Origin of the sequence: Actinoplanes sp. NPDC023801, from assembly GCF_040639655.1 — a bacterium.
Lineage (GTDB): Bacteria > Actinomycetota > Actinomycetes > Mycobacteriales > Micromonosporaceae > Actinoplanes.
The window spans coordinates 112,849-138,428 of the sequence record NZ_JBFAAI010000004.1; the positions used below are offsets into that span (position 1 = coordinate 112,849).

At 70.4% G+C, this 25,580-nt stretch carries 25 protein-coding genes and 2 pseudogenes; 16 read left to right on the forward strand and 11 right to left on the reverse strand.

What is annotated here, in order from left to right; genetic code table 11:
• Nucleotides 1-14: 14 nt before the first annotated feature.
• Nucleotides 15-1,475 (forward strand): alpha/beta fold hydrolase, encoded by a 1,461-nt coding sequence (locus AB0G04_RS10265; RefSeq protein WP_360979724.1) that lies wholly within the window; start codon nucleotides 15-17, stop codon nucleotides 1,473-1,475.
• Nucleotides 1,476-1,702: 227 nt separating this feature from the next.
• On the opposite strand, the gene AB0G04_RS10270 is transcribed toward AB0G04_RS10265, so the two are convergent.
• Together AB0G04_RS10270 and AB0G04_RS10275 are read right to left on the reverse strand one after the other, a co-directional pair.
• Nucleotides 1,703-2,164: a hypothetical protein gene (locus tag AB0G04_RS10270; protein ID WP_360979729.1), complete on the reverse strand. Its 462-nt coding sequence runs from the start codon at nucleotides 2,162-2,164 to the stop codon at nucleotides 1,703-1,705.
• 11 nt (nucleotides 2,165-2,175) lie between these two features.
• Nucleotides 2,176-2,574, reverse strand: coding sequence for an NUDIX domain-containing protein (locus tag AB0G04_RS10275; protein ID WP_360979732.1), 399 nt, complete (start codon nucleotides 2,572-2,574; stop codon nucleotides 2,176-2,178).
• 73 nt (nucleotides 2,575-2,647) lie between these two features.
• Here AB0G04_RS10275 and AB0G04_RS10280 point away from each other — a divergent pair, with 73 nt between their 5' ends.
• From AB0G04_RS10280 to AB0G04_RS10300, 5 genes and pseudogenes are all read left to right on the forward strand, one after another.
• Complete coding sequence (locus tag AB0G04_RS10280) at nucleotides 2,648-3,754, forward strand: phospholipase D-like domain-containing protein (protein ID WP_360979735.1); 1,107 nt, start codon at nucleotides 2,648-2,650, stop codon at nucleotides 3,752-3,754.
• A gap of 440 nt (nucleotides 3,755-4,194) precedes the next feature.
• Nucleotides 4,195-4,866, forward strand: a pseudogene (locus tag AB0G04_RS10285) (hypothetical protein); the annotation flags it as partial.
• Nucleotides 4,867-5,785: 919 nt separating this feature from the next.
• The gene (locus AB0G04_RS10290; RefSeq protein WP_360979738.1) at nucleotides 5,786-7,276 is read left to right on the forward strand and encodes a VCBS repeat-containing protein; all 1,491 of its coding nucleotides are present in this window, start codon (nucleotides 5,786-5,788) and stop codon (nucleotides 7,274-7,276) included.
• Nucleotides 7,277-7,390: 114 nt separating this feature from the next.
• Complete coding sequence (locus AB0G04_RS10295; RefSeq protein ID WP_360979741.1) at nucleotides 7,391-8,209, forward strand: transglutaminase domain-containing protein; 819 nt, start codon at nucleotides 7,391-7,393, stop codon at nucleotides 8,207-8,209.
• A 278-nt stretch (nucleotides 8,210-8,487) separates the two neighbouring features.
• Complete coding sequence (locus AB0G04_RS10300) at nucleotides 8,488-8,961, forward strand: hypothetical protein (RefSeq protein ID WP_360979744.1); 474 nt, start codon at nucleotides 8,488-8,490, stop codon at nucleotides 8,959-8,961.
• Nucleotides 8,962-9,114: 153 nt separating this feature from the next.
• Here AB0G04_RS10300 and AB0G04_RS10305 read toward each other — a convergent pair whose 3' ends face one another.
• The 4 genes from AB0G04_RS10305 to AB0G04_RS10320 all read right to left on the reverse strand — a co-directional run bounded on the left by AB0G04_RS10305 (nucleotide 9,115) and on the right by AB0G04_RS10320 (nucleotide 12,412).
• Nucleotides 9,115-9,900, reverse strand: coding sequence for an endonuclease/exonuclease/phosphatase family protein (locus AB0G04_RS10305; RefSeq protein ID WP_360979747.1), 786 nt, complete (start codon nucleotides 9,898-9,900; stop codon nucleotides 9,115-9,117).
• Nucleotides 9,901-10,058: 158 nt separating this feature from the next.
• A complete protein-coding gene (locus AB0G04_RS10310) occupies nucleotides 10,059-10,967 on the reverse strand; it encodes a MerR family transcriptional regulator (protein ID WP_360979750.1) in 909 nt (302 codons plus the stop codon).
• 60 nt (nucleotides 10,968-11,027) lie between these two features.
• Entirely contained in the window at nucleotides 11,028-11,462 is a 435-nt protein-coding gene (locus AB0G04_RS10315; RefSeq protein WP_360979753.1) for a methyltransferase domain-containing protein, read from the reverse strand.
• Between the two features lie 26 nt (nucleotides 11,463-11,488).
• Entirely contained in the window at nucleotides 11,489-12,412 is a 924-nt protein-coding gene (locus tag AB0G04_RS10320) for an SDR family NAD(P)-dependent oxidoreductase (protein WP_360979756.1), read from the reverse strand.
• Nucleotides 12,413-12,522: 110 nt separating this feature from the next.
• Here AB0G04_RS10320 and AB0G04_RS10325 point away from each other — a divergent pair, with 110 nt between their 5' ends.
• The 4 genes and pseudogenes from AB0G04_RS10325 to AB0G04_RS10340 all read left to right on the forward strand — a co-directional run bounded on the left by AB0G04_RS10325 (nucleotide 12,523) and on the right by AB0G04_RS10340 (nucleotide 15,449).
• Entirely contained in the window at nucleotides 12,523-13,188 is a 666-nt protein-coding gene (locus AB0G04_RS10325) for a TetR/AcrR family transcriptional regulator (protein WP_360979759.1), read from the forward strand.
• A 144-nt stretch (nucleotides 13,189-13,332) separates the two neighbouring features.
• Nucleotides 13,333-14,337, forward strand: a pseudogene (gene corA / locus AB0G04_RS10330) (magnesium/cobalt transporter CorA); the annotation flags it as partial.
• Complete coding sequence (locus AB0G04_RS10335) at nucleotides 14,334-14,744, forward strand: hypothetical protein (protein ID WP_360979762.1); 411 nt, start codon at nucleotides 14,334-14,336, stop codon at nucleotides 14,742-14,744. The pseudogene corA and the gene AB0G04_RS10335, both read left to right, overlap by 4 nt.
• Nucleotides 14,745-14,807: 63 nt before the next feature.
• Complete coding sequence (locus tag AB0G04_RS10340) at nucleotides 14,808-15,449, forward strand: lipoprotein (protein ID WP_360980763.1); 642 nt, start codon at nucleotides 14,808-14,810, stop codon at nucleotides 15,447-15,449.
• 33 nt (nucleotides 15,450-15,482) lie between these two features.
• On the opposite strand, the gene AB0G04_RS10345 is transcribed toward AB0G04_RS10340, so the two are convergent.
• Complete coding sequence (locus tag AB0G04_RS10345) at nucleotides 15,483-17,285, reverse strand: NAD(P)/FAD-dependent oxidoreductase (protein ID WP_360979765.1); 1,803 nt, start codon at nucleotides 17,283-17,285, stop codon at nucleotides 15,483-15,485.
• Between the two features lie 195 nt (nucleotides 17,286-17,480).
• Nucleotides 17,481-18,131 (reverse strand): TetR family transcriptional regulator, encoded by a 651-nt coding sequence (locus AB0G04_RS10350; protein ID WP_360979768.1) that lies wholly within the window; start codon nucleotides 18,129-18,131, stop codon nucleotides 17,481-17,483.
• A 118-nt stretch (nucleotides 18,132-18,249) separates the two neighbouring features.
• Between AB0G04_RS10350 and AB0G04_RS10355 the strand changes: the two genes are divergently transcribed.
• Complete coding sequence (locus tag AB0G04_RS10355; RefSeq protein WP_360979771.1) at nucleotides 18,250-19,428, forward strand: HAMP domain-containing sensor histidine kinase; 1,179 nt, start codon at nucleotides 18,250-18,252, stop codon at nucleotides 19,426-19,428.
• Here AB0G04_RS10355 and AB0G04_RS10360 read toward each other — a convergent pair.
• A complete protein-coding gene (locus AB0G04_RS10360; RefSeq protein WP_360979774.1) occupies nucleotides 19,419-19,964 on the reverse strand; it encodes a hypothetical protein in 546 nt (181 codons plus the stop codon). The two genes, AB0G04_RS10355 and AB0G04_RS10360, sit on opposite strands and share 10 nt — an antisense overlap.
• Nucleotides 19,965-20,165: 201 nt before the next feature.
• Here AB0G04_RS10360 and AB0G04_RS10365 point away from each other — a divergent pair, with 201 nt between their 5' ends.
• The 5 genes from AB0G04_RS10365 (at nucleotide 20,166) to AB0G04_RS10385 (ending at nucleotide 24,202) form a co-directional block, all read left to right on the forward strand.
• The gene (locus tag AB0G04_RS10365; protein ID WP_360979777.1) at nucleotides 20,166-20,804 is read left to right on the forward strand and encodes a GPP34 family phosphoprotein; all 639 of its coding nucleotides are present in this window, start codon (nucleotides 20,166-20,168) and stop codon (nucleotides 20,802-20,804) included.
• A gap of 9 nt (nucleotides 20,805-20,813) precedes the next feature.
• The gene (locus AB0G04_RS10370; RefSeq protein WP_360979780.1) at nucleotides 20,814-21,149 is read left to right on the forward strand and encodes a YnfA family protein; all 336 of its coding nucleotides are present in this window, start codon (nucleotides 20,814-20,816) and stop codon (nucleotides 21,147-21,149) included.
• 88 nt (nucleotides 21,150-21,237) lie between these two features.
• Complete coding sequence (locus AB0G04_RS10375) at nucleotides 21,238-22,419, forward strand: DUF418 domain-containing protein (RefSeq protein ID WP_360979783.1); 1,182 nt, start codon at nucleotides 21,238-21,240, stop codon at nucleotides 22,417-22,419.
• Nucleotides 22,416-23,573 carry a sensor histidine kinase gene (locus tag AB0G04_RS10380; RefSeq protein ID WP_360979786.1) on the forward strand — a complete coding sequence of 386 codons (1,158 nt, stop codon included), beginning with the start codon at nucleotides 22,416-22,418 and terminating at the stop codon, nucleotides 23,571-23,573. The genes AB0G04_RS10375 and AB0G04_RS10380 overlap by 4 nt, the downstream gene beginning before the upstream one ends.
• Nucleotides 23,570-24,202, forward strand: coding sequence for a response regulator transcription factor (locus tag AB0G04_RS10385; protein ID WP_360979789.1), 633 nt, complete (start codon nucleotides 23,570-23,572; stop codon nucleotides 24,200-24,202). The genes AB0G04_RS10380 and AB0G04_RS10385 overlap by 4 nt, the downstream gene beginning before the upstream one ends.
• A 77-nt stretch (nucleotides 24,203-24,279) precedes the next feature.
• On the opposite strand, the gene AB0G04_RS10390 is transcribed toward AB0G04_RS10385, so the two are convergent.
• Entirely contained in the window at nucleotides 24,280-24,837 is a 558-nt protein-coding gene (locus AB0G04_RS10390) for a hypothetical protein (RefSeq protein WP_360979792.1), read from the reverse strand.
• A 58-nt stretch (nucleotides 24,838-24,895) separates the two neighbouring features.
• Complete coding sequence (locus AB0G04_RS10395) at nucleotides 24,896-25,501, reverse strand: lytic polysaccharide monooxygenase (protein WP_360979795.1); 606 nt, start codon at nucleotides 25,499-25,501, stop codon at nucleotides 24,896-24,898.
• Between the last annotated feature and the right edge of the window lie 79 nt (nucleotides 25,502-25,580).

Consider the following 25,580-nt stretch of genomic DNA (forward strand, 5'->3'; position numbering starts at 1 on the left):
CGGGGAGAGCCACCTTGAGACGTACGCTCCTGCTGCTGCTCGTTCTCGCGGCCGCCGGCGGATGGCTGATCGCCGGAGCCGGCCCCGACGTACGCCGCACTCACGTCACCTCGGCCGGGGTGCCGCTGGACGTCGTCCACCCCGCCGGGAACGGACCCCACCCGGGAGTCGTCGTCGCGCACGGCTTCTCCGGGTCGGCGAAACTGATGGCACCCTTCGGCGACACCCTGGCCGCCCGCGGCTACGTGGTCGTCCTGCTCGACTTCTCCGGCCACGGCGCCAACACCCGGTCACTGCCGGATCAGGCCGCCGGTACCGCGGACTCCACCCGGGCCCTCCAGCGTGACCTCGACGCGGCGGTGGCCCACCTGCGGTCGCTGCCCGGCGCCGACCCGGCACGGATCGCGCTGGTCGGACACTCGATGGGCGCCGGCGCCGTCACCCGCTACGCGGCCGCACACCGGGACGTGACGGCGACCGTGGCCATCTCCCTGCCGGACGCGTCCGCCGCCACGGCCGACGGGCCGGCACGGCTGCTCACCGTGGTCGGCGCCCTGGAGTTCCCCGGCTTCCACGAGGCCGCGACGAGCGCCGCCGCGCAACGTGACGACCGGGCCTCCTACACCGTCGCGGGAGTGGAGCACATCACCGTTCTCTACGCCCCCGAGACCCACCGCGAGACCGTGGCGTGGCTGGACCGGGCGTTCGGCGGGTCGCGTGACGACGACGCGATCCCGTTCCCGGGGCGGCGGCTGGTGGGCGCGGCCCTGCTCGTGCTGGCTTTCCTGCTCGGTTTCCACCCGCTGACCGTCCTGCTCGCCGGCCCCGCCGCCGGTCCCCGGCCGCCGTTCGGGCTGCGGGCCATGGGTGCGGTTCCGGCTGTCCTCGGCCTCGCGGCGGCCGGTGCCATCACCGCGGTGGCGGCGGTCGTTGCCCGTTTCCTGCCCACCGACGACCTGCCGCTGGCGATCGGCGGTTACGTCGCCGGGTACGCGGCCGTGATCGGGGTGCTGCTTCTCGCGTACGCCCGACGGCTTCCGAAAGACCCGACCCGGCGAGCCGGCCGCCTCCGTCTGCTGGCGGTCGTTCCCTACGCGATCGTCTCGGTCGCCGTGCCGGTGCACCTGGGCCTGACCCACGCCGTTCCGTCCGGTGACCGCTGGTGGCTGCTGCTGATCGTGTGGGCCGCGTTCGCCCTGTTCGCCTACGGCGCCGAACGCGCCACCCGGGGTGTACCGCTGCACCTGCTGGTGATCGCGGCGTTCTTCGTCGTCGTGCTGGCCGCCGCAGCCATCACCGGGCTGACCCACGGTTTCGTGCTGCTGGTGCTGTTCCCGCTGATCGGCCTGCTGCTCTGGCAGACGCTGTGGAGCGCGACCCTCAACCGGTTCGCCGTGCCGGCCTGGATCATCGCGGTGACCGGCTCGATCGTGGTGGCCTGGCCCCTGGCGGTGGCGCTCCCGCTCGCCGGCTGACACCGGCCCGGCCGGCCGGACCGGCGAAGCCGCCGAGTCCGTCGTGGCGAGCTCCGAGGTTGCCCGCTGAACGGCGGACCGGCGGCGTCGTGGAGGGTTCAGGCTCGAAGAGGTGGATGATCGCGCCGACGGAGCGCCAGCTCCACCAGCCGGGCGGCACGACCGCGTAGCTCGCGTCCAGTGCCACCTGGTCCTGCGCGCTCACCCACAGCCACGCCCCGGACCGGTCACTCCGGCTCCGTCGTCTCCAGGAACGTCTCCACCGACTCCCGGATCGCCTCGTCCGTGTCGCCGGCGTGCGCGGCCACCGCTTCGCGCAGCTGGGGGATGATCGCCGTGCACTCGGCGACACCGGGTTCGCTGGTGTACTCCTCGGCCTCGATCGCCCCGGCCGCGACGATCTCCAGCCAGTCGATCAGTTCGGCACGCAGGGGCCGCCCCTGGAACCGCACGTCGGTCCGAGGGTCGCTCAGGATCGCCGCCACGTACAACGCGGCCGGCGCCGTGGCCGGATAGACCGACTCCTGGTGGGTCAGAGCGTTCGCGAGTTCGTCCCAGACCTCGGCGATCCGGCTCTCGTCCTCGCTGAGCAGCGCCCGCAGCCGCTCCGGGACGTCCTCGGCCGAACCGTACGCGTGGCCGAGCTCCGCCCAGTCCGTACCGTCGAGAATGGCATCCGCATCGATCATGACTTCAAATCCTAGGTGAGCAGCCGGTGTGCCCGCAGGTGGTCGAAGACGAGCCGGTCCACGGGGGACACCCGGTCCCGGTCGGCCCAGGTGAGCCACACGTACTCCTCGACCTCCGCGCCGGCCATCAGGGTTCCCTCGTACGCGGCCGTGTAACACGCCATCCGTACCGTCGTGCCCTCCGGATGGCCGTGGGCCTGCGCCTCGAACGTCGCGAGATGCCGGGCCGTCCCGGCGGCGATGCCGACGCCGAGTTCCTCGCGCACCTCACGGACCAGCGTCTGCACGTCGCTCTCACCGGGTTCGCGTTTGCCGCCGGGCAGGTAGTACACGTCGATCCCGCGGTTGCGGGTGCTCAGGACGGACCCGCCGTCCAGATGAATCCAGGCGATCTTGTCGATGACGGTCACCGCGGTATTCTCGCCCGTTCGGTCAGGCCGATCATCCGAGGCCCGGCCCCCACCGGCGGCCGAGACTGAGCTCGTGGGCATCGACCTGGGCAATGTCGAGTTCTACACCGGACCGCCGATCCTGGGCGCCCCGGACGACCTCGACCGTGTGATCCGCGACTTCATCGACGGCGCGACCGAGTCCCTGGCGATCGCCGTCCAGGAACTCGACTCCCGCGGCATCGCTGAAGCGGTCCTGGCGGCCCGGCTGCGCAAGGTCCGCATCCAGATCATTCTGGAGGGCGACTACCTGCTCGAGGACCCACCCCGCGGCGACCCGTGGGCGCCGGCCGGCGACAACGAGACCAACCGGGTCATCCACGCGGCGCTGCTGCGCGGCGGCGTCGACCTGATCACCGACCTGAACCCGAAGATCTTCCACCAGAAGTTCATCGTCCGCGACGCCGGCCGCGACAGTGCCGCGGTTCTGACCGGCTCGACCAACTTCACCCGCACCGACACCGGCACCAACCCGCCGGACAACCCGGAACAGCGGGGCAACAACCTCAACCATCTGGTGATCCTGCGTGGCCGTACCGCCGCGGATCTGTATCTCGCCGAATTCCGGCGGATGCGTTCCGGCACCTTCGGCGCCCTCCAGGAGCGGGTCGGCTCACGCCCCGCCGAGTTCCGGCTCGGCCGGATCCGGGTCAAACCGATCTTCGCGCCCTACCACGGCCCGGAGATGGAGATCATGAAGCAGATGCTGAAGGCACGCGAACGTGTCGACTTCGCCATGTTCACGTTCGCCCAGTCCTCGGGCATCGACGACACGATGGAATGGCTGCTCAGGGCCGGCATCCCGATCCGCGGGGTACTCGACCGGGGCCAGGGCTCGCAGAAGTGGGCGGCCACCCGGCGCCTGCTGGCGGCCGGCGCCGACCTCCACGAGAACAGCGTCGGCAACGGCGTCCGCAAGGTCCACCACAAACTCATGATCATCGACGAGCGCCTGGTGGTCGCCGGCAGTTTCAACTTCACCGCGCCCGCCAACACCCTCAACGACGAGAACATCGTCGTGCTCGGCGATCTCGAGGAGACCGACCCGGCCGCCGAGACGGCCCAGCGTGGCCTCGCCGCCTACGCGCTCGCCGAGATCGACCGCATTGTCGCCGACCTCTCCCGTCCTGTCGCCGCATGACGGTTCTGCAGGCTTCGCGCTACCCGGCCACACGACTGTCCCCAGTCGGTTGATCGCCATTTTCCGTACGTTCTCTCCCGCGCCGCCGAAGCGCCCCATGGGATCGATCAACCCTGATAAGGTTCGCATGTCCTAAAGGGATCTGGCGCGGGGGCGAATTCGATGACCACGGGGATCAAGTACTGCATTCCAGCGTCTCCCATACCTTCCCGCCCAGCAGCCGGGAACAGGTCCCGTTAGCGGTAGGCATTTCGGCCCGCCATTGACGCATTCACTCAGATGAGCGCCTCCAGTCGACCTGGCGAGCGCTGCTTCGTGCTGCCGGAAATGCACCGGCGCCGAATAAAACTCCGGATCAATCATGATTCCGGGAACCGTTAACGGGGAGGAACTTCTTGTACCACTCGACCGAAGGCCGGATTTCCACATGGATATCCCGGCTGACCGCCGCCGCCGCCTCGACGGCAATTCTCACGGTTGTCGCCGTGAGCCCGGCCACGCCCGCCGCCGCTGCCGCGAACCCGAATCCGGCCCGGATCACCGATGCATCCTGGTGGCTGATGGAGCAGCTCCTGGCCCTGGAGCCCGGCACCCGCAACGGCGGTATCTACGCCAACAAGTCCGGCTACCACAACACCAGGGCCGCCAACGACCCGGACGACTACTCGGTGCGCCACGAGGAGGACCAGGGTGGCCCCTCCGACAAGGCGGCCGCGTACGACTGGACCTTCCCCGAGGCCCAGCTCGCCTCGACGAACCTCGCCGCTCTGGCCTCGTCCGAATATGCCGGACCGGTCAGCACGGCGGATTTCCAGGCGGCCAGCGCCGACTACAGCGGCATCGCCAAGTACTCCAGGCGGCTCCTCGCGTCGGGGCAGGATCCCAAGGATCCCCGGCTCAACGGCTGGAAGGAGTTCTTCGGCCAGGCCGACAGCGACGGCTCGGTGGAGGGCTACGACTTCCGCGCCGACCGCACCTCGAGCTCCGACCCGTCGCACCTGTGGCACATCCACCTGAGCGAGGACCGCAACAAGGTCGAGAGCCTCGAGAACAAGCAGGCACTGCTGAGCGTCCTGCGCGGCGAGACGGTTGCGGAGTGGCAGGCTCCGCAGCAGGAACGCACCATCGGTGACTACAACAACGACGGGCAGACCGATCGCGCCTTCTACCGGCCGTCCGACGGCAAGTGGTACATCCAGTACTACCGGACCAACGGTGTAGCGATTCATCCGCAGTTGAACGCGGCGGCCGGTGACATCCCGGTGCCTGGTGACTACAACGGTGACGGTCAGTTCGACCGTGCGGTGTGGAACCCGAACGGCGAGTGGAAGATCACCTACTACGGCAGCAACGGGACCGCCATCCACCGCGGCTGGGGCCAGCCCGGCGACATCCCGGTCCCCGGCGACTACAACCGCGACGGCCAGTACGACCGCGCTCTGTACCGGCCGTCCGACGGCAAGTGGTACATCCAGTACTACCGGACCAACGGCGTGGCGATCTACCCGCAGCTCAACGCGGCGGCCGGTGACATCCCGGTGCCTGGTGACTACAACGGTGACGGTCAGTTCGATCGTGCGGTGTGGAACCCGAATGGCGAGTGGAAGATCACCTACTACGGCAGCAACGGCACCGCCATCTACCGGGGCTGGGGTCTGCCCGGCGACATCCCGGTCCCCGGCGACTACAACGGCGACGGCCAGTACGACCGCGCCGTGTACCGGCCGTCCGACGGGAACTGGTACATCCAGTACTACCGGACCAACGGTGTAGCGATTCATCCGCAGCTCAATCCCGCTGCCGGTGACGTCCCGGTGCCTGGTGACTACAACGGTGACGGTCAGTTCGATCGTGCGGTGTGGAACCCGAACGGCGAGTGGAAGATCACCTATTACGGCAGCAACGGCACCGCCATCTACCGCACGTGGGGTCAGAACGGCGACATCCCGGTCACCCAGTAACCACCCGTTCGCAACGGCCCCGGCCGCTCCGGCCGGGGCCTCCCCCTCGTGCTGCAGGAGGACCACTGCCATGATCCGGTACCCGCGCCGCCCGGCGCGCCTCGCGACCGTCTCGGCGGTCGTCGTGGGACTCATGACCGCGCTGTCGCCGAGCGCCGCCTCGGCTGCCGAACCCGACGAGCCCCTCACCACGCAGCAGGCTGCCGTGCTGGCGCTGACCGCTGTCGCCTGTCAGCCCGGCGGGCCGTCCACGCAGGACAGCCAGCTGGCCGCCACCCTCAACACCAGGCTCAACAACTCGCCGCGCCTCGGCGACAGTGTGGACGCATACCAGGTGTCCTGTGCGCGGGCCGTCGTCGCGGCGGTGCGCGCCCGCAAACTCAGCGAGCGTGCCGCCGTGATCGCGCTGACCACTGCCATCGCCGAGACCACCCTGCACAACTGGGACGGTGGCGACGACGACAGCGTCGGCCTGTTCCAGCAGCGTCCCTCGCAGGGCTGGGGCGATCCGGAGGACCTCGTCAAGCCGGCGTACGCCACGAGCAAGTTCCTCGGCGCGATGCTCAACAAGTACCCGAACAACGCGTGGACGAGCGGTGACATCGGCGCCATCTGCCAGCGGGTGCAGGTGTCGGCTTATCCGGACGCCTACCGTCCGGAGGTGAACAACGCCACGGTCATCGTCGACGCGCTGTGGTCGGACGAGACCGTGCGATCCGCCGCGACCGGTGACTACAACAACGACGGGCAGACCGATCGCGCCTTCTACCGGCCGTCCGACGGTAGGTGGTACATCCAGTACTACCGCACCAACGGGGTGGCGATTCATCCGCAACTCAGTCCCGCTGCCGGTGACATACCGGTGCCTGGCGACTACAACGGTGACGGTCAGTTCGATCGTGCGGTGTGGAACCCGAATGGCGAGTGGAAGGTCACCTACTACGGCAGCAACGGCACCGCCATCTACCGGGGCTGGGGTCTGCCCGGCGACATCCCGGTCCCCGGTGACTACAACGGCGACGGCCAGTACGACCGTGCTCTGTACCGGCCGTCCGACGGTAGGTGGTACATCCAGTACTACCGGACCAACGGTGTAGCGATTCATCCGCAGCTCAGTCCCGCTGCCGGTGACGTCCCGGTGCCGGGTGACTACAACGGTGACGGTCAGTTCGACCGTGCGGTGTGGAACCCGAACGGCGAGTGGAAGGTCACCTACTACGGCAGCAATGGCACTGCGATTCATCGCGGCTGGGGCCAGGCCGGCGACATCCCGGTCCCCGGCGACTACAACGGCGACGGCCAGTACGACCGTGCTCTGTACCGGCCGTCCGACGGTAGGTGGTACATCCAGTACTACCGGACCAACGGTGTAGCCATTTACCCACAGCTCAATCCCGCTGCCGGTGACATACCGGTGCCGGGTGACTACAACGGTGACGGTCAGTTCGACCGTGCGGTGTGGAACCCGAACGGCGAGTGGAAGGTCACCTATTACGGCAGTAATGGCACCGCCATCTACCGCACGTGGGGCCAGAACGGCGACATCCCGGTCACCCAGTAACTCTCCCGACGGAGGGCCCCGCCGTACGCGGCTCGGGGTCCTCCACCTGGGGAACACAGGCCATGTGAGTTCCAGGGGCATCGCGCATCGGAAACTAACCCTACGATTGCCGGCATGACGGGGACGATCGACTACGCCGCACCGGGTCCGCTGACCACCATCGGCTCGCACCTTGAGCCGGCCCTGGCTGATCTGCCCGGCGATCCCGCCGGCATCTGCCGGGCCGTCCACGACCTGGTCATCCAGCCCGCCGACGCCGCCAAGCTCGGACTTCCCGAACACCGGTTCGCCTCGAACCAGCTGCGGCCCGCCGACGACATCATCACCGCGCTGCTCGCCGTCGACCCGGCCCCGCTGACCGTCCCGCGCCAGCCCGAGCAGCGAGTCGTCGGCACCTGCCGCCACTTCGCGCTGCTCAGCTGCGCCCTGATGCGTCACCGCGGGATCGAGGCCCGCACCCGCTGCGGCTTCGGCACCTACTTCCAGCCCGGTCAGGGCCGCGACCACTGGATCACCGAGTACCGGCACGACGGCCGCTGGGTCCGCATCGACACCGAGATCCTCGGCAGCAACCTGGTGAAACAGCCCGAGGACCTGGCCGTCGGCGAGTTCCTCACCGGCGGCGAGGCGTGGACCGCCCACCGCGCCGGCACCATCGACGCGGCGACGTTCGGCGTCCACGGCACCGAGAACTTCGGATCGGCCGAGATCCGCGGCAACGCCATCCGGGACCTTGCCGCCCTGCAGAAGATCGAGATGCTGCCGTGGGACGAGTGGGGCCGGATGGCCGCCTCCTACCGGTACGAGACCGGCCCCGACTACGACGCGCTCATCGACACGATCGCCGCCACCTGCGCCACCGGCGACCCGGCCGCGCTCGCCGCCCTCTACGCCTCGGAGGATCTCCCGGTGCCCACCGACCTGGTGCGGTGATCGACCGGGCGGCGACCCGACCCTTGCCGGTGGGATCCTCCATCCGTTCGGCCGGGTCGGATGCGGCGCCTGCGCCAGCACGTTCGATCTGGCCGAATGGTTCGAGGCGGAGAACGGTCCCGCCCAGCCCATCGACCCGGTCGTCCCGAGAACCGGCTGCTCGCCGGCGATCCGGCAGCCCGTTCCGATCTGCGCTTTCACCGAGCCGCCGCCGGCGGTCACGGCTGAAGAGGGCGGCGGGGCAGCGCGGTGCGGGCCGTCGTTCGTAGGGTGGGGACATGAGCGAGGCGCCGATCCTGCTGCTCGATCTCGACGGGGTGCTGAACCCGTTCGCAGCCGCGGCCTGTCCCGACGGCTTTCTGGAGCACGTGTGCATCGCGGGGGAGGACCCGCAGCGCTACTGCCCGGCGCACGCCGGCTGGATCCGGGAGCTGGCGGCCGCCGGGGATCTGTGGTGGGCCACGGGCTGGGGCGAGTATGCGAACCAACTGTTCGTCCCGCTGCTCGGCGTCGACCCGCTGCCGGTCGTCCGGTTCCCGGAGGCGCCGTTCGAGCCGGAGCTCAAGGTCCCGGCCGTTGACGAGGTGGCCGGGGACCGCCCGGTCGCGTGGATCGACGACAACCACACGCCACGGGGTCTGCGCTGGGCGGCGGGCCGGCCCGCACCGACGCTGCTCGTCTCCGTCGACCCGGCCGTCGGCTGGACCCGGTCGGACGTCGACAACGTTCTGGAGTGGGTCACCCGTCTCTGACACTCACCGACGCCTGGCGGGCGGTCCGGTTCTGATCGGCCCGGACGGTGCGCGGGCCGCCATGATATCCACCCTCGGCATCCACTCGCGTCGCCGCGCCGAGAAACGCACCGAACAGCTCAGGGCGATCCGGGCCACGGCGCCGGACGGTGACTAGATCTCCAGCATCAGGGCGCGGTGGTCGGATATCTCCGGCTGGGCCAGGATCTCGAACGCCTTGACCGCGGCCGTGTCGGAGACCAGCAGGTAGCTCGCGTGGCGTACCGGCCTGAGGTAGCGGGACGTGCGGGTGTCGGCTGTACCGACGAGGTCGGTGAGACCGATTCCGGCCAGTACACCGAACGTCTCGCTGTCCGGCAGCAGGTTGAAGTCGCCGCAGAGCACCACAAGATCATGAGGACCACGGATCCGCTGTACGAGCTCCGCGAGCCGTTCGGCCTGCCGGCACCGGGCCGGGGTGTCGCCCTTGCCGGCCGGATCGCGCAACCCGTGCACCTGCACCACCCACACCGAGCGGCCGGACGGACGGTCCACGGTGCGCACGGCCAGAGCGACGCGGGGCCGGTCGGCGATCGTCCACTCGTCGTGGTCGGTGAATTCGCCGTGCACGAAGGCCGATTCGACGCCGCACACCGGCAGTGGCTCGGCCACCAGGGTCGCCAGGCCGAAATCCTGCCGGTGGCGGGTGCCCGCCGGGTCGTGGACCGGTCCGGAGTCGCCGGCGACGAAGATCGCCTGGTGGTCGGGGAGTGCGCCGCGGACGTCGGCGAGCAGGTCGGCGCGTTGCGGCAGGGTCCGCTCGCCGTCGTCGAAACGGGTCCAGCCGGTCAGGCCCGGTGTCCGCGTCACCTCCTGCAGGCACACGACGTCGGCGCCGCTGCGGGGCAGCCAGGTCAGCAGCTCGTCGGAGAGTGTGCCACCCCAGGCGTTGACGCTCATGATCCGCATCTCGGCGCACCGCCGTTCCTCGTCCGTACCGGCCACCATCGATCTTATGGGTCTCGGTGCGCTGCCCCGGTCCGGCGTCGTCCATGCCGGACCGGACGGTGATCGAGGCCCCGAGCAGCCAGCCGCGCGGTGAGATGCCGTACGGCCGGTCAGCGCCGGCGGTCCGCCTGTGCGCTCAGCGCGGCCGCCAGCCATCGCAGTTCCTCGGTGGAGTCCGGCGAGCTGTTCTGGCCGCGCACCCGGGCGACCAGCAGGCGGTAGCGTTCGGCGCCCGCCTCGATCCCGGCCCGCAGGCCCGCCAGCACGTCGGCCGGGTCGGCGGTCCCGAACATGTCATCTATGAGCCCGGCCGCGGCGGATCCGTCAGGCGTGACTCCGCGGCCTCTGGCTTCCGCGACGGTGGTCACGACCTGCCGGGCCCACCAGATCCGCGCCGCCGGCGCTTCGGTGCGTCCCGGGACGGGGGTGTTCAGTTCCAGGAACGTTCGCATCCGGGCGCGGAAGTCCGGATCCTGCAGCAGTTCCGCCAGTTCGATCCAGGCGTCGACCTGGTCGGGTGCCGGGTCGTCGGGCAGATCGATGCGCAACTCGCGCACCTTGTCCCGTCGCTCCGGGCCGATGTCCAGGCCGTCGAACACGTCGGCCTTGAAGTCGTCGATGATCTGTGTGCGTTCAGCGGCGGAAAGCCGCGCCAACCGGTTCATCAGGGCTGTCTCCTCAGCGGTGGAACCACGTTTCGACACGGTGGACAGCACGGCCCGGCTGACCTTCAGGGCACGGATCCGCGCATCGAGCGCCACCACATGCGCCTCGGCGACCTCGGCGACCGTCGTCCGGCCGTCGAGCACCCGGCGTACGTCGTCGAGCCCGAGACCCAGCTCGCGCAACGTGCGCACGAGCTCGACCCGGGCCACCGACGCGGCGTCGTAGAGCCGGTAGCCGCTCGCCGAACGCCCGGCCGGCGCAATCGCCCCCTCGTCGGACCAGAAACGCAGGGTCCGCGCGTCGATGCCGGTACGGCGCGCGAGCCCGCCGATGGTGAGCAGGTTTTCGTCCACGCGGCAATCCTGGACGTTCCAGCCACTGGAAGGTCAAGCGCCCGGTGGCCGGCGCTGAGGTCAAACCCGCGGGATGGGTACTTCCCGCAGCGGGTTCCCGCCGTCGATGAAGAGCCGGGCGCCGGGCGTGGTGGCCGCGGCGAGACGCTGGAGTATCCGCCGGCCGAGCGCGGGATGCCGTCCGTCGAGGCCCCCGACGCGCACGGCGAAGACGAGGTCGTACGGCTGCTCGCCCGCGCCCAGCTCGAAGTCCTCCGCGGCCACCTGCCGGACACTCATGCGCCCGGCCGCGATGGCGCCGGCCGCACCGGCCAGGGCCTGCGCCACAGCGGCGGCGGATCGGTCGATGGCCAGGATGTGACCGGTGGTGAGACGGGCCGCGACCGTCCGGGCGGCTGCCCCCGGCCCGCAGCCGATCTCCAGAACCCGGGAGTCCGGCCGGAGGGGGAGCGCGTCCACGACGGCGAGGAGACGAGGCGACACCGATTCCGGCACGCGAAGAACCATACCGGTGACCGCGGTCAGGCGCCGGCGTGCCGGGGAGCCAGGACGGGGAACCGCACCCCGGTGAGGTCTTCGGAGACGGCCCACAGTCGCTGCTGGACGGTCGCCTCGTACGACTGCGGGCTGGAGGTGACCAGCCGGGGGTGGCCCTTGACCTCGTAGCGTCCGCCGGGACCGTAGTACTGGCCGCCAAGAACGGCGGGGTCGGTGGCGGCGCGCAGGGTCGGCAGTGCGCCCATCGCCGGCGTCTGGGTGATCAGCGGCGTGATCCAGGTGAGCGGCACCCGGACGGCCGCGGGGGTGTTGCGGGTGAGTTCGGTGCTCGACATCCCGGGGTGCGCGGCCACCGCGACGGTGGTGCCGTGGGCGGCGAGCCGGCGCTGCAGCTCGTACGTGAACATCAGGTTGGCCAGTTTGGACTGACCGTAGGCGCCGGCCCGGCTGTACGACCGCTCCCACTGCAGGTCGTCGAAGTGGATCCCGGCGCGGATGCGGTGGCCGGTGCTGCTGACCGTCACCACCCGTGAGCCGGGCACCGGCAGCATCAGGTCCAGCAGCAGCCCGGTCAACGCGAAGTGGCCCAGATGGTTGGTGCCGAACTGCATCTCGAAGCCGTCCCGGGTGGTCTGCTTCGGGGTGTACATCACGCCCGCGTTGTTGATCAGCAGGTCGATCCGGTCGAACCGCGACCTCAGCTGCGCCGCCGCGGCCCGGACGGAGCCGAGCGATGTCAGATCCAGTGCCTGCACGGTCACGTCGCCGGTCATGCGGGCCGCGGCCTGCGTCCCCTTGTCGACGTCGCGCACGGCGAGCACCACGGACGCGCCGCGTTCGGCGAGTGCCTTGGCGGTCTCGTACCCCAGTCCGGTGTTGGCCCCGGTCACGACGGCCACCCGCCCGTGCTGCCCCGGAATGCTCGCCGTCGTCCACTTCTCGCTCATGCCTGACTCCCTCACCCATTAACGTACCGAAGGTATCTTGTGATGACGACGCTAAAGTACTAGCGGTACGTTGTCAACGTACCACCGGTATTTAAGTTAGGCTGTTGATCGTGACCTTCCAGCGAGCGCGAACCGAGGAGCAGCGGGAAATCCGCCGCCGGGCGATCCTCGACGTGGCATCGGCGATGCTCGACGAGATGCCGGTGGCCGCGGTCACCCTCAACGAGCTCAGCCGCCGCGTCGGCCTGGCGAAGCCGAACGTGCTGCGATACTTCGAGTCCCGCGAGGCGGTACTGCTCGAACTGCTTGACCACTTCCTGCGGGAATGGCTCACCGAACTCGCCGGGGAGCTGGCCGCCGGCGTCGACGCGAACCTGCCCATGGCCGAGCGGGCGACAGCCGTGGCCGAGATCCTCAGCCGCTCACTCGCCGGCCGGGCGGTGCTGTGCGAACTCTTCGGCGCGCAAGGCGGCGTCCTCGAGCACAACGTCTCCGTCGAGGTCGTGACGCGCTACAAGCGCGCCTCCCTGGACCGTCTGGCCACCATGACCGGACTGCTCCGCGAGTGCCTGCCGGAACTGGGCGAGAACGCGACACTGTTCAGCCTGCAGACCATGGTCCTGGCCGGTGCCCTGTCGGTGTACAGCACGCCCCCGCCCAGCCTGCAGGCGGCCTACCAGGCCGAGCCCGATCTGGCCCGGCTCCACCTGAACCTGGGGGACAGCCTGAATCTGGCTCTGACGGCCACCCTGCTGGGCGTGCTGCCCCGCCGCTGAATCGTCTTCGACCATCATGGGTACCGGTCGCCGAGGACCTGTTCGTACGCATGGAGAGAGGACCGCATGGTCAGGCATCTACCCGGGCCGGGTCGTCAGCACCCTGCCCCGGCAGCAGCGGAGTTACCGGGCCCTCCTGCCGGGGCGCGGCACGCGGTGGTCGACTGTGCGCTGTACCGCGAAGGCGTCCGCGCGCCGGGGCCGACCGACGACCTGCCGGCCCTGTACGACGCGGCCCGCGCCACTGCGGGCGCTTTCGTGTGGATCGGCCTGCACGAGCCGGACGAGGCGACGTTCGCGACCGTCGCGGACACGTTCGGGTTGCATCCTCTCGCGGTGGAGGACGTCCTGCATCAGGAGCAGCGGCCCAAGCTGGAACGCTACGAGGACGTCACGTTCCTGGTGGTGCGGGCAGCGCAGTATGTGGAGCACGCACAGCTGACCGAGACCAGCGAGGTCGTCCACACCGGTTCCGTGCGGATCTTCGTGGGTGCAGACTTCGTCGTGACGGTCCGCCACGGCGCGATCGGTGAACTCCGGTCGGTGCGCGCCGATCTGGAAGCCGCGCCGCAACTGCTCGCTCAGGGCCCGTGGGCGGTCGTGCACGCCCTCTGCGACCGGGTCGTCGACGCCTATGTCGACATCGCCGCCGCCATGCAGGCCGACCTGGACGCGGTCGAGGCATCGGTGTTCTCCCCCGGTCCCACCATCGGCATCAACCACATCTACCAGCTGAAACGAGAACTGCTCGAGTTCAAGACCGCCGTCCTGCCGTTGCAGCGGCCCCTGGCAGTCATCGTCAACGGTCAGCCGCTCGGCGTGCCGAAGGAGATCCGCCGCTACTTCCGTGACGTCGCCGACCACCACGCCCGCGTCGTCGACCAGGTCACCAACTACGACGACCTGCTCAACACCATCCTGCAAGCCCGGCTCGGACAGGTCACCATCGACCAGAACAACGACATGCGCAAGATCGCTTCCTGGGCGGCCATCGCCGCGATGCAGACCGCCATCGCCGGCATCTACGGCATGAACTTCGCCTTCATGCCGGAACTCCAGTGGCGCTACGGCTACCCCGGCGTGCTGACCCTCATGCTGGTCAGCTCCGTGCTCCTGTACCGCACCCTGCGCCGGGCGGGCTGGCTGTGACAACAGCGACCGCCGGCCGGACGGCACCGGTGCTGGTGATGCTCGCCGCGATCGGTTTCATCGCGACGGTCGTCGTGTTGATCGCCCGGACACCCCTGCCTGGGGAAGCCACGGCCGCCGGGCTGGCGGCGGCCTATCAGCAGGCCCTCGCCGATCAGGACACCGACGCGATCAACCGATTGACGCACGGACTGCCGGACGACGCCGCCGCCATCGCGGTCCTGCTGTCGCCGACCCCATGTGGCGGCCAGGTCGGCCAGGTCCGGGCAGTGAATGCCACCGTGGACACCGCGACCCTGCTGCTGTACGACCGGAGCGGCCGGTCGTGCGCCCAGATGGCCATCGCCGCCCACGACGGACGCTGGTTCATCGACCCCTGGGCCGCACCGTTCCGCGAGCCGCAATGAGCTCACCCGTTCTCAAGGGTGGTACGACCGGTGCGCGTGTAAGCTCCCCGCCCTGTGAAGATCATGAACATCCCGGCGGCCGTCGGGCTCGCTGTCATTCTTACCCTCACCGGCTGCGGGTCGGACAAGGCCCCGGTGGCGCAGCAGCCGCCGGCAAGTGCGGCGCCCGCGAGCAGCGCACCCGGGGCCGCTCCCGCGGCGGCGGAGGGCGAGCTGATCGGCGCCAAGGGCAGCGCCTGCCCGATGCCGCTGTCCTTCCGGGCGGCGGCCGGCTGGAAGCCCAGCGCCGTCGACGTCAAGTCGCTCGGTGAACTCGCCGCCCTGGCGAAGATCGGTGACTTCACGGTGGTGTGCGAGATCGACGCCAAGCCGGCCGGCAGCATCGGCTTCATCCGGGTGCACGTGGCGAAAGGGCTGAGCGGGCTGCCGCGCGAGCATCTGGCGTCGTTCGTCAAGGCGGACGGCAAGGGCAAGGAGGTCTCCGGTGCGGTCTACTCGGACGTGCAGATCGGCGGAGGACAGGCCGCCGAGGTGACCTGGGAGGTCTACAGCGCTGTCGCCGAGCAGCGCACCAGGTACACCGCGTTCGCCCTGAACACCGGGGACGGCGCTGTGGTGGTGCGGCTCGCCCCGTTCGACGAGGGCGAGCACGCGGGCATGCTTCCGGCGTACGAGTTGGCCAAGCAGACCGTCAAAGCGGCCTGAACGAAGGGGCGGCCCGCGCCGCCCCTCACCGCACTACCGCAGTACCGTGTCGATGCTCTCGGCCCGCCATGTGCGCAGCAGCTCGTGGAAGGCGACCGGCCCCGGTCCGTACATGAAGTTCACGGGGCGGGGGTTGCCCTCGCCGTTGTAGTAGCCGGGCGTGCACTCGGACTGGAAGTTGAAGTTGTTCGGCGCGGTCTGGAAGATCGTCGCCGCCCAGGCGTCCTCGGCCTCGGCGGTCGGCTCGATGTAGCGGGCGCCGCGCTTGTTCGCCTCGGCGACGACCGCGCCGATGTGGATGGCCTGCTCCTGCAGCACGTGCACGAAGTTGACGGCCGCCGCGTTCTGCAGCGATCCGAGATGGAACAGGTTCGGGAAGCCGTGGCTGTAGAAGCCGTGCAGGGTACGCGGCCCGCGCGCCCAGTGCCCGAGCAGCGGCTTCCCGTCGCGGCCAGTGACGGGCAGGGTGCCGGACAGCACGCCGGAGATGCCGACCTCGAACCCGGTGGCGAAGATGACGACGTCCACCTCGTACTCGGTGTCGCCGACGACCACACCGGTCGGTGTCATCCGGGTGATGCCGCCGTGGTCGGCGGTGTCGACAAGCGTCACGTTGGGACGGTTGAACGTCTGCAGGTAGAAGTCGCTGAACGTGGGCCGCTTGCACATGTACCGGTACCAGGGCTTGAGGACCTCGGCGACGGCCGGGTCCTCCACGATCAGGTCGATGCGTTCCCGGATCCCGTCCATCTTGCGGAAGTCGGCCATCTCGTCGAGGTACTCGCGTTCCTCGTCGGAGATGTTGGTGTCGACGCTGCCGGTGAGCATCTGGCGCTGCAGTTTCGCGGTCGACGTCCACCGGTCGTCGATCAGATCCTCGTCGGCGTACCCGCCGGTGACGATCGTGAGGAAGTTCTCCATCCGTTCCCGCTGCCAGCCGGGCTGGAGCGAGGCGGCCCAGGCCGGATCGGTGGGCCGGTTGTCGCGGACGTCGACCGACGACGGGGTGCGCTGGAAGACGTACAGCTTCTCGGCGGACTCGGCCAGGTGCGGGATTACCTGGATGCCGGTGGCGCCGGTGCCGACCACGGCCACCTTTTTGCCGGCCAGTCCGGTCAGGCCACCGGACTGGTCACCGCCGGTGTACTCGTAGTCCCACCGGCTGGTGTGGAACGTGTGCCCCCGGTAGTCCTCGATGCCGGGGATGCCGGGGAGCTTCGGCTGGGTCAGCGTGCCCGAGGAGATCACCACGTACCGGGACCGGTAGGAGTCGCCGCGGTCGGTGGTGACCTCCCACTCGGCGTTCTCCTCGTCCCAGGTCAGGCCGGTGATCCGGGTGTGGAACAGGGTGTCGGCGTACAGGTCGAAGCGTTTCGCGATGGCGACGCAGTGCTGCCGGATCTCCTCGCCGGGGGCGTAACGCCACTTCGGGACGTACCCGACCTCCTCCAGCAGCGGCATGTAGACGGTCGCCTCGATGTCGCAGTGGATGCCCGGGTACCGGTTCCAGTACCAGGTGCCGCCGAAGTCGCCGCCCTCGTCGACCATCCGGATCTGCTGGACGCCGGCCTGCCGCAGCTTCGCGCCGCTGAGCAGCCCGCCGAAACCGCCGCCGATGACGGTGGCCTCGACCCGGTCGGTCTTGGGCGCACGCTCCTGGAAGGGGGTGTAGGGATCCTTGGCGTAATACCCGAACTCGCCGGCCGCCCGCCGGTACTGGGTCGCGCCGTCCGGCCGGATGCGCCGGTCCCGTTCCACCCGGTAACGCTCGCGCAACGCGTCGAGATCCGCGGGCTTGATGCGGTGCGGGAACGGGACAGGGGATGTGGGGGACATGCGGGCCCTTTCGCGGGGGTTCATCCGATCGTGTGATCCGAGGGCACAATTTAAAGCACTTGTCTTACCGAATGGGCATCCGACAGCCCCGTTGTCCGAAAAATTCATGCGGTGGTCCGGCGATGCGGTCCAGCGCCGCTTCTCAAAACCCCCATTTCGTACGATCCACGCGCGCCGCCTCACGCCGAGCGATCGTCACGTCACCGGTGCCATGAACAGGCCGACGATCGCGTCGATCAGTCCCGCCGCGACCGCGTCCCACGCCGGCGCGGGATCGCGTTCCCGCTGGGCGCAGAAGTGCACGAGCAGCGTGTGCGCCATGTGGATGCGCTCGTGCCGGACGTCCTCGGGGAGCTCGGGCAGGCACCGCTGCAACCCGTCCATGACGGTGAGCAGTCCGGTCGCGTCCTGGAACTCCTCGGCCGCCACCTCCAGCAGCCCCGGCTCGGTGATCAGCTGTGCGGAGAACCGCGCGTACCAGCTCGGATGCCCCAGCGCCGTCAGATGCTCGGTGATCGGCAGCACCACGCAGGCCACCCAGTCACGCAGCTCCCGGCTGCCGCTGTGCGCGACGAGAAGCCGCCGCCGGATCCGCTCGGTCCGTACCGAATGCCGCCGGATGATTGCCCGGACCAGATCGGTCTTGGTGCCGAAGTGGTAGGCGACGGCCGCGTTGTTGCCCTGCCCGGCCGCCTCGCCGATCTGCCGGTTGGAGACCGCCTGCACGCCGTGCTCGGCGAACAGCCGCTCGGCGGCCGCGAGCATCAGCATCCGCGTCTGCTCCGACTGCTCGGTCCGCTGCCGCCGGCCGCCCGCGCCGGCGGCGGCTTCTGCTCGGGGGCTCATCGTCGAACTCCGTTGGGTGCCGTGGGGGGAAGACCGCAAGGATAGGACCCTGACTGGCCCGGCCGGGTCACCGGAGTCGCCCGATCACTGCCGGGCGCCGCTATATGCTGACAGAGTTGTGCAAACCGGCCCCTTCCGCATGCTGGGAACCGGGCCGCGGGCCGCGGCCCGGCAGTTCGCGGTACTCGTCGCGGTCGCCGGCCTGCTCGCCCTGATCGGCATCCTCAACGATCCGGTCCACACGAACCGGCTGTTGCTCGTCGCCGCCTGCGACTTCGGTCTGAGCCTCCTCGCCCTGCTGCTGCCGTGGCGGCGGTTCAGCCGGCACGCCCCGGCCGCGCTCGGCCTGGCCGGGTTCGCCGTGCTCGGCATGTCCACCTGGTCGTTCGGGGGAGTGGCGGCCGGCACCGGGCCGTTCCTCGTACTCATCTACGCCTGGGCGGCACTGCACTTCCCGCGCTGGATCCTGGCCGGCTACGCGATCCCGGCCACCCTCGCCTACCAGGTTCCGCTGATCCTCACCGGCCAGCCGCCGCTCGTGCTCGGCAGTGCCTTCGTGCTGATGCCGATCGCGCTCGCCGTCGCGTTCCTGATCGAGGCCCACGCCCGCCATCTGCGCGACGACCGGGAACGGCTGTCCCGGATCGAGCAGTGGCGCGCCGCGATGATCAACACGCTGGCCCACGACGTCCGGGCGCCACTGGCCACCGTACGGCTGGTGTTCGAGGAACTGCAGGAGACCGCGACCGGACCGCAGGCCCGGATGATCGGTGCCGGGATGCGGCAGGCCGCGCGGATCGCGCGTCTGGCCGACGGCCTGCTGGACCTCTCCCGCATCGACAGCGCCGGGCATCTCAAGCTGGACCGGGCCGACCATCCGGCGCACGCGCTGGTCAAGGACGCCCTGTCGTACGTGCGGGAGGACGCCGACGTGCGCGCCGAGGTCGACGAGAACCTGACCGTGCACGTCGACAAGCAGCGGTTCGAGCAGATCCTGCTGAACCTGGTCTCCAACGCGCTGCGCTACGGCAAACCGCCGGTGATCGTCACCTTCGTCCGTGACGTCACCGGAGACCGCCTCGAGGTGCGCGACCACGGGCCGGGCATCCCCGACGACCTGCGTCCGCGCCTTTTCGGCCAGTTCGCCGTCGGCGGGGAGCAGGGCGTCGGGCTGGGTCTGTGGATCGTCCGGCAGCTGGCCGCCGCTCACGGCGGCCAGGCGGCCGCCGAGGCGCGCGATCCCGGCGTGGCGATGGTCGTCACCTTCCCGCCACCGCCGCCACCGCCTCAGCAGTAGCCGGACGGGCACTCCCCGCTGGCCAGCAGCTCGTACTGCCGGCACTTCGAACACCGCGGCGGGTCGGGCCGGGGCGCGGGCTTGGCCGCCTTCGCCGCTTTCGCGGCGGTCGCCGTCCGCGTGCCGCCCGCCGCCGAGGCGCGCGGCGCGGCGGCCGCCCGGGCCCGCTTCGGCGCCGCCGGCTTACCGGCCGAGCGCAGCTGCACCGCGTCGGCCGCCGCCACCAGCAGCGCGTCGTAGTTCTCGTCGATGTAGTCGGCCGGCAGGGACACGAAACAGTCCGGGTCGTCCGGATCCATCACGTACGCGCCGGACATCCCGAGCGCCACATCGTTGGCCTGCTCGGGTGCCACCGCCACGTCCACACCACCGGGGTGGATCTTCACAGCGATCGCGTTGACACCCTTCGGGCGCACCTGCAACGCCCGTCCCACGGTCCGCATGTCGATGTCCACCCGGCTGCGCAGTTCCAGCAGCAGGCGGGCCACCGACGGAGCCGCTCCGACCCCATCGGAATCCGTTCCGTACTCGTCCATCCGACCTCCGCTCCGATGCGACCACGTGATCCTCTTGCCGTATCGACACGTCCGTGCCGCACGTGAGAGCCGTTGTCACCCTACGACGCGATTTCCGCGCCGACGCTCACCCCCCTCTCAACGCCCCGCAACCTTGTCGCAACCATCGCCCGCTAAGGTCGCGGCCGGAGATACGGACGTCGATCCCTGGGGGTGAGCCGCATGACCTCGCCGCCCGCCGACGAGTTCTACCTGGCCGCGCACGACGGCATCGGCGGAAGGACACTGCTGTCCGACCGCACGCTCGGTATCGGCCTCGGCGCCGCCCTGATCGGCGAACTGATGTTCTGGCGCCGCCTGGACCTGACCGGAGACGACCTGCACGTCGTCGACACGCAGTCCACCGGCGATCCGGCCACCGGCATCCTGTTGCGGCGGATGGCGGCCACACCCGGCCCGCACGACCCGGGCCGGTGGATCGTCCATCTGGCCACCGGCTCCGCCGCCGAACTGGTCGAGCAGCGGCTCGTCACCGCGGGCCGGATGCGGCGGGAGACGAAACGCCGCCTGCTCAGCTCCACCACCTCGCTCGTCCTCGCCGACCCCAGGAGCGCCGGGGAACCGGCCGCCCGGATCCGCACCCGCCTGTCGTACAACGAGGAACTCGACATCGCGGACCTGATGCTCGCCGGCCTTGTCATCGCCACCGGGCTGGACGCGTTCGTCCTGGACACCTGCAACCCCCGCGACCGGGCCCGGCTGTCCGACCAGTTCCGCCGCCGCCTCCCGCAGCCACTCGCCACGCTGGTCGCACACGCCCGCGCCGCGGCCACCGCAGCCGTCACCGGAGTCCCCGGCTAACCTGCCGACGTGATCACCGCGCGTTCCCTGCTGCTGTTCGCCCTGGCCGCACTCGCCGAGATCGGCGGTGCCTGGCTCATCTGGCAGGGCTGGCGGGAGAACCGTGGCCTGTGGTGGATCGCCGCCGGAGTGATCGCGCTCGGGGCGTACGGCTTCGTCGCCACCTTTCAGCCCGACCCCCATTTCGGCCGGATCCTTGCCGCCTACGGCGGGGTCTTCGTCGCCGGATCACTGCTGTGGGGTGTGCTGGTCGACGGATTCCGGCCGGACCGCTGGGACCTGATCGGCGCCGCCCTCTGCCTGGCCGGAGTCGCCGTGATCATGTACGCGCCGCGCATCCACTGATCGGTGGACCCGCGCCCCGCGGCGATGGACGCCCGGGGCCGATGGATCGGTCGATTCCCCGGCCGCCCCGCGGTCACACGCTGGAGGCATGACCGCACGAGACATCTCCGCCGGCCCGGTCGGCACCCGTGACCGGGCACTGGGCCCCGACCTGGCGCGGGGCCTGATGCTGGCCCTCATCGCCCTGGCCAACTCGGTCGTCTACCTCTACGGCCGCCCGTACGGCGTACGCCAGCACATCGTCGAGACCGGCCTGCCGGACCGGCTCGTCAGCGTCGTCACCGTGACCCTGGTCGACGCCCGCGCGTACCCGATGTTCGCCGCCCTGTTCGCCTACGGCGTCGTGCAGATCTTCCAGCGCCAGCGCGCCGCCGGCCTTGCCGAACCACGGGTGCGGAGCCTGCTGCGGCGCCGCAGCGGATGGCTGATCGCGTTCGGCGGCGCACACGCGCTGCTGCTGTTCCCCGGTGACATCCTCGCCCTCTACGGTGCTACCGGCTTCCTGCTGATCGCCCTGACCCGGGTCCGCGACCGCACCCTGCTCGTCGCCGCCGGACTGTGGCTGATCGTGGTCGCGCTCGTGCAGGGCGCCGCCTACACGATGCCGTCCGACGGCGGCCGCTCGTTCTTCTGGTCGTTCGAGGCCGCCGACCCGCTGACCGCGCTGTCCCTGCGCCCCGTCGAGTGGCTGATGACCCCGGCCGGGCTCGCGGGCGTCGGCACCGCCGTGCTGGCCGGCACCTGGGCGGCCCGCCGCGGCGTCCTCACCGACCCGGCCGCGCACCGGCCGCTGCTGACGCGTACCGCGATCCTCGGGCTGCCCCTGGCCGTCGCCGGTGGGCTGCCGGCCGGGCTGGCCGTCGGCCACTTCTGGGAACCGGACGGACTGTCCGCCCTCTGGGGCGTCTCGGCACTGCACGCGGTCACCGGAATCGCCGGCGGCCTCGGTTACGCGGCGCTGATCGCGCTGGCCGCCCTGCGCATCGGCGACCGGCCCGGACCGGTGGCGCGGGCGCTGGCCGCGACGGGGGAGCGGTCGCTCACCTTCTACCTGTTCCAGTCGGTCGTCTTCGTGTTCCTGCTGACGCCTCTGCCGTACGCCCTCGGTCTCGGCGCGACCCTCGGCACCGCCGCCACCGCCGCACTCGCGGTGACCACCTGGCTGATCTCGGTGCTGATCGCCGACGCGATGCGCCGCCGCGGCGTCCGGGGACCCGCCGAGGTTCTGCTGCGCCGCCTCACCTACCGGTCGGCGATGATGGGCCGGTGACGGTGGTGGATGAACAGCTGAGACGCTGGAACCGGGCGTGGGCGCTGTCGCCCTACCCGCTGCTCGCCGTCGCCGCCGCCGTCTGCCTGCTCAGCGACGCCGCGCCGGTGCATCGCCTGGTCACCGTGACCGTCGCCGCCGGGCTCGGCGCCTGGCACTGGTGGTTCGTGCTGGCACATCCGCAATGGCCGGAACACCGGCCGTGGATCAACGCCGGCTACTTCGCGGGCGTGCTCGCCATGGCCACCGTCCTGATGCTGCGCAGCGACGCCTTCCAGCTGTTCGTCCCCGCCTGCTACGTGCTCGCGTTCGTCTCCCTGCCCGGGTGGTTCGCCTACGCCGGCGTCGTCGCGGCCGGCCTCCCGGGCCTGGTCGCTTCCGGCTTCGACCTCGACAGTGCCCTGATCAGCGTGGGCGTGGCCACCCCGGCCGCCGCCCTGTTCGGCGCGATGATCCGCACCATGGAGCGCGAGGCCGTCCGCCGCCGCGAGATCAACCGCGAACTCCTGGCCGTCTCCGCCGAGAACGCCCGGCTCGCCAGGCAGGCGGGCATCGCCGAGGAACGGGCCCGGATGGCGCGGGAGATCCACGACACCGTCGCGCAGGGACTCACCGGCATCGTCACCCAGCTGGAAGCCGTCGACGGGATCCCCGCCGAGGCACGCTCCCGGCTCGACGCGGCACGGGCGCTGGCCCGCACCAGCCTCGACGAGGTGCGCCGGTCCATCGAGGCGTTACGGCCGGGCCCCCTGCAGGGCGCCCGGCTCAGCGAGGCGATCGAGCACACCGTCACGACCTGGACCCGGCTGTACGGGACACCGGCGCACTACACGATGACCGGGACCCCGGTGCCGGTCCACTCCGAGGTCGAGGTCACCCTGCTGCGGGCAGCACAGGAGGCGCTGTCCAACGTGCGCCGGCACGCCTCCGCGGGCCGGGCCCACGTCACCCTGTCGTACATGGAGGATGTGATCGTGCTGGACGTCCACGACGACGGCCGCGGGCTCCCGGTGCCGCCGCCGTCCACCGGTTTCGGCCTGACCGCCCTGCGTCAGCGCGTGTCCGCCCTCGGCGGTTCCGTTTCGGTCGAATCGTCGCCCGGCGCCGGAACCGCCGTCAGCGTCACCGTCCCCACGATCGGGGCCGGCTCGTGACCGCGCTGCGGCTGGTGATCGTGGACGACCATCCGGTGGTCCGCGACGGGCTGCGCGGCATGCTCGGCACCCAGCCGGACCTGGAAGTCGCGGGTGAGGCCGCCGGGGGAGCCGAGGCCCTGACCGTCGTCGGCGCGATCCGCCCCGACGTGGTGCTGACCGATCTGCGGATGCCCGAGCCGAGCGGCGGAACCCTGATCCGCCTGCTGCTGGAACGTGTGCCGCAGACCCGCATCCTGGTGCTGACCACGCACGACACCGACTCCGACGTGCTGCCCGCGATCGAGGCCGGCGCCATCGGCTACCTGCTCAAGGACGCCCCGCGCGAGGAACTGTTCCGCGCCGTCCGGGCCGCCGCCCGCGGGGAGACCGTGCTGTCCCCGTCGGTCGGCGCCCTGCTGCTCGCCCGGGTACGCCCGGGGCATCCCGTACCGTCGGCGACGCTGAGCGCCCGCGAGCGGGAGGTGCTGGCCCTGATCGCGCAGGGCCGGACCAACCGGGAGACCGCTGCGGCACTGTTCATCACCGAGGCCACCGTCAAGACGCACCTGCTGCACATCTACGCCAAGCTGGGGGCCCCCGACCGCGCCGCCGCCGTCTCGGCCGCCCACCGCCGCGGCCTGCTGTGACCCGCCGGCCGTACGTGAGGCCGGTTCTGCGTGCCTGATCACCGGTGTGGGTACGGCCGGCGGCCCGGGCGTCACGGTCAGAGGCCGGCCGCGTCGTTGTAGCGGCGGCGCAGGTCGGACAGTTCCGTGTCGGCCAGCGCCTCCTTCATCGCCAGGTCGGCGTACCCGGCCGGGAACATCTCCCGCAGGCGGTCGACGTACTTCGTCTCGGCGGTCGCCTCGACGACCTGGATGCCCGGCGGGGTGCTGGACATGTCCACGATCACCGGGCCGGCCAGCTTCACCGCGACGTCCCAGGGACGCTGCGGCTCGGCCACACCGCACAGGTGGAAGCCGTAGACCGTACGCACCTCGGTCAGGGCGGTGACCTCGGCCGGTTCGTAACCGTAGACGCGGACGCCGCAGACCACCGACGGTTCCGTGGTGCCCGCCACCGGGATGGAATGCCCGCCGTGGTTGTGCTGCTCAGGGCTCGTCTGCTCGAGCGTGGTCCGCATCCGGTTCTCGATCTGCGCCCGCAGGTCCGCCGGGTCGGCCGTCGAGCCGATCGGGTCGGCCAGCACGATCGCGACGGCCGCTGTCACCAGCAGGACCAGGGCCGCCCACACGTACCGGGAACTCGTCAGGATTCTCATGATCACCCCTCACATTCCCGCCCGGGACGTCGTACGACGTCCCGGGCGGGCGTGCCGGTCAGCTGAAGACCACGTCGCTGCACCACATGTAGGCCTGGTCGAGGTGCGAGGCCTGCCAGATGATGAAGAGGATGTGGTGCCCGGTGTAACCCGAGGTCGAGACGTTGAACGAGATGTTCTGCGACGGCGCGTACCGGCCGGTCTGCGTGATGAAGTCGAGGTTGCCCCAGCCGAGGGTCTGGGTGGCCGGGTTGAACCCCTGCTTGCTGACGTAGACGCGGAAGTAGTCAGCGCCGTGGCTCGCCTGGTCGTACAGCTGCACGGTGAAGTTGCGGGTGATGTTGGTGGTCTTCCAGGCTCCGGCGCGGTTCAGGCTGTTGTTACGGGCGAGCCCGTTGCTGCACAGCTGACCGTCCGGGGTCCGTGCCTGGAACTGGGCGCCCAGCCCGTCGCGCAGCGCGCTCATCCAGTTCCACATGGTGTCGGGGTTGGCCTGGAAAGCCTGGTAGCACATCGGATCCTGCTGCTGCATGGCCGGATTCGTGTGCTGGCTGCCCCAGGTCTTCCAGCACTGGTAGGCGCGGGTGGCCGGGTTGATGATCGTGCCATGGGCCTGGGCGGTGCCCGTCCATTGCAGCGTGCTGGCCAGCATGGCCAGGATCACGACGAGAACCTGGACGGGTCGGCGGACGGCAGCGCGGTGTTGCCGTCCGGATTGACGGGACTCGTGTGGGGGCACGGTA